The organism is Mycolicibacter icosiumassiliensis, from assembly GCF_900078685.2.
Taxonomy (GTDB): Bacteria; Actinomycetota; Actinomycetes; order Mycobacteriales; family Mycobacteriaceae; genus Mycobacterium; species Mycobacterium icosiumassiliensis.
In genome coordinates, this window is the sequence record NZ_LT546166.1 from 2553280 (window position 1) to 2558681 (window position 5402).

Annotated in this window: 4 protein-coding genes and 1 pseudogene; 4 read left to right on the forward strand and 1 reads right to left on the reverse strand. The window is 68.2% G+C overall.

Going from position 1 to position 5402, the window contains the following annotated elements:
- Positions 1-78: 78 nt before the first annotated feature.
- A complete protein-coding gene (gene aroB, locus BN4346_RS36265) occupies positions 79-1176 on the forward strand; it encodes a 3-dehydroquinate synthase (RefSeq protein ID WP_067972881.1) in 1098 nt (365 codons plus the stop codon).
- A complete protein-coding gene (aroQ, locus tag BN4346_RS36270; RefSeq protein WP_235653635.1) occupies positions 1173-1667 on the forward strand; it encodes a type II 3-dehydroquinate dehydratase in 495 nt (164 codons plus the stop codon). The genes aroB and aroQ overlap by 4 nt, the downstream gene beginning before the upstream one ends.
- On the opposite strand, the gene BN4346_RS48455 is transcribed toward aroQ, so the two are convergent.
- The gene (locus BN4346_RS48455) at positions 1583-2353 is read right to left on the reverse strand and encodes a B-4DMT family transporter (RefSeq protein WP_208863241.1); all 771 of its coding nucleotides are present in this window, start codon (positions 2351-2353) and stop codon (positions 1583-1585) included. The two genes, aroQ and BN4346_RS48455, sit on opposite strands and share 85 nt — an antisense overlap.
- Before the next feature lie 33 nt (positions 2354-2386).
- Between BN4346_RS48455 and BN4346_RS36280 the strand changes: the two genes are divergently transcribed.
- Together BN4346_RS36280 and BN4346_RS48160 are read left to right on the forward strand one after the other, a co-directional pair.
- Positions 2387-3511: a M24 family metallopeptidase gene (locus BN4346_RS36280; protein ID WP_067972875.1), complete on the forward strand. Its 1125-nt coding sequence runs from the start codon at positions 2387-2389 to the stop codon at positions 3509-3511.
- 446 nt (positions 3512-3957) lie between these two features.
- Positions 3958-5402, forward strand: a pseudogene (locus BN4346_RS48160) (PGRS repeat-containing protein); the annotation flags it as partial.

Genomic DNA, 5402 nt, shown 5'->3' on the forward strand with positions numbered 1-5402 from the left:
GCCGGCCGACCCGCCGGTTACCCCGCCCACCCCCGCCACCCTGGCCGCACGACAAACCGGAGGACGCAAGTGACCGACATTCCCGAGCCGATCACCGTGACGGTGGCCACCGACCCGCCCTATCCGGTGGTGATCGGTAAAGGCCTGCTTGGTGATCTCGCCGGGTTGCTCGCCGGGCGCAACAAGGTCGCGATCCTGCACCAGCCGACGTTGGAAGCGACCGCGGAGGGCATCCGAACATACCTGTCCGACAAGGGGATCGAGGCACATCGCATCGAGATCCCGGACGCCGAGGACGGTAAGTCGCTGCAGGTACTCGGCTTCATCTGGGACGTGCTGGGCCGCATCGGCCTGGACCGCCGCGACGCGCTGGTCAGCCTCGGCGGCGGCGCTGCGACCGACGTCTCGGGATTCGCCGCGGCGACCTGGTTGCGCGGCATTTCGATCGTGCACGTGCCCACCACACTGCTGGCCATGGTGGACGCCGCGGTCGGCGGCAAGACGGGCATCAACACCGAAGCCGGCAAGAATCTGGTCGGTGCGTTCCACCAACCCGCCGCTGTCGTCGTCGATCTGGCCACCCTGGAGACATTGCCGCAGCGCGAGATCGTCGCGGGCATGCCGGAGATCGTCAAGGCCGGCTTCATTGCCGATCCAGTGATCCTGGATCTGATCGAGGCCGATCCGGTGGCGGCGATGGATCCGGCGGGGCAGGTGCTCGGCGAATTGATCAGGCGTGCCATCACCGTCAAGGCCGAGGTGGTCGCCGCCGACGAGAAAGAGTCGGATCTGCGCGAAATCCTCAACTACGGACATACTTTGGCTCACGCGATCGAGGCGCTGGAGCACTACCAATGGCGCCACGGCGACGCGGTGTCCGTGGGCCTGGTGTTCGCCGCCGAACTGGCCCGCATCACCGGCCGTCTCGACGACGCGACCGCGGACCGGCATCGTTCGATCCTACTGTCGCTCGGGTTGCCGGTCAGCTACTACGAAGACGCACTCCCCGCGCTGCTGGAATACATGATGGGGGACAAGAAGACTCGGGCCGGTGTGTTGCGGTTCGTAGTGCTCGACGGTCTGGCCAAGCCGGGCCGGCTGGAAGGGCCCGACCCGATGCTGCTGGCGGCCGCTTACGACGAGGTGGGACGGCGATTCCGATTGGAGCGACGATGAACCGGATCAACGTCATCAACGGCCCTAACCTGCAGCGGTTGGGCCGGCGTGAGCCGGACGTCTACGGCAGCACCAGCTATGCGGACTTGCAGGCGCTGATCGAGCGGGAAGCGGCCGAACTCGGTGTCGACGTCGTCGTGCGCCAAAGCGACAGCGAAGCCGAGCTGCTGGAGTGGATTCACTCCGCAGCCGACGCCGCCGAACCGGTGATCCTCAACGCCGGCGGCCTGACTCATACCTCGGTGGCACTGCGTGACGCCTGCGCCGAGCTGCCCGCCCCGCTCATTGAGCTGCACATCTCCAATGTGCATGCCCGCGAAGACTTTCGGCGGCATTCCTACCTGAGCCCGATCGCCAACGGGGTGATCGTCGGCTTCGGGGTGCGCGGATACCTGCTGGCGCTGCGCTACTTGGTCGAGTCGTCGGAGGCCGAGTCTTCGGCGGCCGCGTCGTCGGACGCCGAGTCGTCGGACGCCGCGTCGTCAGACTGAGCCGCGATGCCGCCGTCGTCCTCGATCACGGGGATCTCGGTGGTGGCGTCGGCGTCGGCCGGGAACTCTTCGGTGGTGAAGCCGGCAGAGGGGCCGGCCAGGGTCGCGTCGGCCGCCGGTGCCACGGGTGCCGCGGCAGCCTCGGTCGGCACGGCACCAGTCTCTTCGGCCGCTACCGCGGGAGCGCCCACGGTGGCGAACACGTCAGTCGCCGGCTGGATCTCAGCCTCGGCGGCCGGGACTGGGCGCCGTTCCGGATGCTTCTCGTACTCCTTGTCGATGGCGCGGCGCCCGAGTGCCACCGCGGCCACTGCGACCACGAACACCAGCAGCGCGGTAAAGGCCGCGAAGCTGGTCAACTCGTTGAAGAACGAGCTGATGTAAAGCGCCTTGTCGAACTGGCCGATGACCCACGCGGCGAATCCGCTGAGCAGCCCGGCGACCAGCCCGGCACCGAGCCAGGTCATCGCGAGGTCCGCCCGCCGGTCCGGGTCGGCGGTGGCCTTGGCGTCCTCACGGCCGTCGGAACGGCCCCAGATGAACACTCCGATCGCGAACAAGATCACCAACACCAGGCTGATCAGACCCGCCTGCGCCTCGAAGGCGTTGATCAGCACCCCCTGGATGAGGCGGACCACGACCATCAGTGCAGCGAAGACCAACCCGCGCAGAAACCACTTGCTCATGGGGCCACAGCGTAGCGAGTACCGTCACACCGCGTGACACATTCCTCCCGTCGGGCGCGTCTTAGTGCCGAGATCCGCGCCGCCGACCTGGACGCGATGCTGGTCACCGACCTGATCAACGTGCGTTACCTCTCCGGATTCACCGGGTCGGCCGGGGCGCTGCTGGTCTACGCCGACGGGCGGCCACCGGTATTGGCCACCGATGGCCGCTACCGCACGCAGGCTGCCCGGCAGGCCCCCGACCTGCAGGTCGCGATCGAACGCACCGGGGCCCGTCATCTCCTCAGCCAGGCCGCGGCGGCCGGGGCGCTTCGGGTCGGCTTCGAGGCCCACGTGGTGACCGTGGACGGATTCGACTCCCTGTCGACGGCCCTTCAGGCCGAGGCAGCGGTGGCCGGCGGAGCCAGTCCCGTCGAGCTGGTCCGGGCCTCGAACACCGTGGAGGCGCTGCGCGAGGTCAAAGACGCCGGCGAAGTGGCCCTGCTGCGGCTGGCTTGCGATGCCGCAGACGCGGCCCTGAGCGACCTGGTGGAGCGCGGCGGCCTGCGGCCAGGGCGCACCGAGCGCGAGGTCCGCCGGGAACTGGAAGCCCTGATGCTCGACCACGGCGCCGACGCCGCGTCGTTCGAGACGATCGTGGCCACGGGGCCCAACTCGGCGATTCCGCATCATCGGCCCACCGACGCCGTGCTGGCCGCCGGTGACTTCGTCAAGATCGACTTCGGCGCCCTGGTGGCCGGTTACCACTCCGACATGACCCGCACCTTCGTGCTGGGGCCGCCCGCGGACTGGCAGCGGGAGATCTACCAGGTGGTGCAGGCCGCGCAGCGGGCCGGTCGCGAGGCGCTGCAACCGGGTGCGGAACTGCGGGAGGTCGACGCGGCCGCGCGCACCGTGATCGCTGAGGCCGGCTACGCCGAGACCTTCGGCCACGGCCTCGGTCACGGGGTCGGGTTGCGGATTCACGAAGCGCCCGGAATCAATGCGGCGGCCGACGGTACACTGCTTGCCGGTGCTGTGGTGACCGTAGAGCCCGGCGTCTATCTGGCTGATCGTGGCGGGGTCCGTATCGAGGACACGCTCGTGGTCGCTGATACTGCCGGGCAGGCCCCGGACCTGCTGACTCGGTTCCCCAAGGAACTGACCATTCTAGGTTAGCTAGCGGTGTGCTCTGACCAGGTAAAACGAGGTCGCGAGTGAGCGCTGTGCCGGTGATTATCTTAGGGATCAGCTAACCGTGGTGAGGCCGGGGAAGTGGCCACCGTGGTCACCGCAGACCCGCTCCCTTGGGGGGCACCGTCTAACCGCCGGGACTCGGTACACCACCAGGTGGTGCTGAGCTTGGGTAGCGGGGGAGAGCGCACTCTGGCGGCCGATTGCTGATGCCTGAGCGGACTCCTGGTGAACGATCACGGGTTCGCCGGTAACGGGATTGGTTTGTCGGCGGACTCGTCGACGATTGGCTATGTGAACTTGAGTCCGGAATGCAGGCCAACTGGCCGATTATGAAATCTTCAGATATTTTTAATGAAACTGTGAGCCGAGGTCGGGAGTCCCGTCGACTCCATAGGCCTCGTTTTTCACTCCCCAGCAAGGAGCTGTGCATGACCGGTCGCCCTACTGCCGAACAACGTCGTTCGTCGAGTCGATACAGCAGGATGCAGCATCGTGCCCTTGGCGCTGGGAGTGCTGTCAGCGCTTTCCTGGCGTTCGGTATGACGCCGCTGACCACCGTGCCCACCGCACAGGCCGACGTGGGTGACGTGGTCATCGACACGGTGGCGTCATTGTTCGAGTCATCGACGTGGGCTGACCCCGAAGCTCTCGGCGCGGCGTGGGACGCCCTGATCTTGCAGGACAACTGGGACGCCCTACTTCTGAACCTCGACGCCCCCATCTTCGGTGCAGTCCTGTTCAGCGAGTACTTCTACACCCCGCTGCACACCTCCATCGACACCTGGATGAACAGCTCAGACGGCCAGCTGTTCGCGAACTTTGTCAACTCGGTATCGGGGCAGTACCTGATCGGCGACGGCGCGAACGGAACAGTCGATAACCCTGACGGTGGAAGCGCCGGGTTGCTGTTCGGCGACGGCGGCAATGGGTACGGCTACAGCGGCAGCGGCGGCAACGCCGGATGGTTCTTCGGCGACGGCGGCAACGCCGGGTCCGCCGAAGCGGGTGGCACTCATTCGCCGGTCACTACTTTCGCGGCCGAGGGTTCAGGCCCGATCAATGGCACCCCCGGTGTCGGCGGCAACGCCGCGTTCCTGTTCGGCAACGGCGGCAACGGCACCAACGGCGGCGACGGCCAGTTCGGAGGCGGCGGCGGGAGTGGCGGCGCTGGTGGTGCTGGCGGGTTCTTCTTCGGTAACGGCGGCAATGGTGGTGACGGCGGGGCAGGTGGTGACGGCACAGCCGCACACCTCGACGGTGGCATCGGTGGGGCCGGTGGAGTAGGCGGCGCGAGCGGTCTCGTGTTCAGCACCGGCGGCACCGGCGGTGCCGGTGGCAGAGGCGGTGCCGGTTTTATTGGTGATGCGGGCGCTACGGGCGGTACGGGCGGTAACGGCGGTAACGGCGGTAATGGCGGCGCTGGGGGTGCCGGTGGCGCTGGTGGACTGCTCTTCGGTAGTGGTGGCGATGCGGGGAACGGCGTAACCGGCTCCGCTTCGTTCGGCTCCAGTGGAGGCGAAGGCGGCGGCGGCGGTAAGGCCGGTGACGGCGGTCAGGGCGGTGAGGCCACCGGCTCCGGCGACGGCGGTGCTGGTGGCGCCGGTGGTGCGGGCGGCCGCGCCGGTAACGGCGGTAACGGCAACTTTGCCCTCGCCGACATCAGCACCGGCGGTCGGGGCGGAGGCGTGCCGGGCAGTATCGGCGGCGGTGGCGGCAACGGTGGTAACGCCGCTGGTTCGGGCACCGGCGGGCACCTTGATGGCGGCTCCGGCGGCCACGGCGGCGACGCTGGTATAGCGGGCAATGGCGGGGCCGGGGGCGACGCCTCGGCGAGCCAGCCCGCCGGCACTGGCGGCAACGGTGGTGCCGGCGG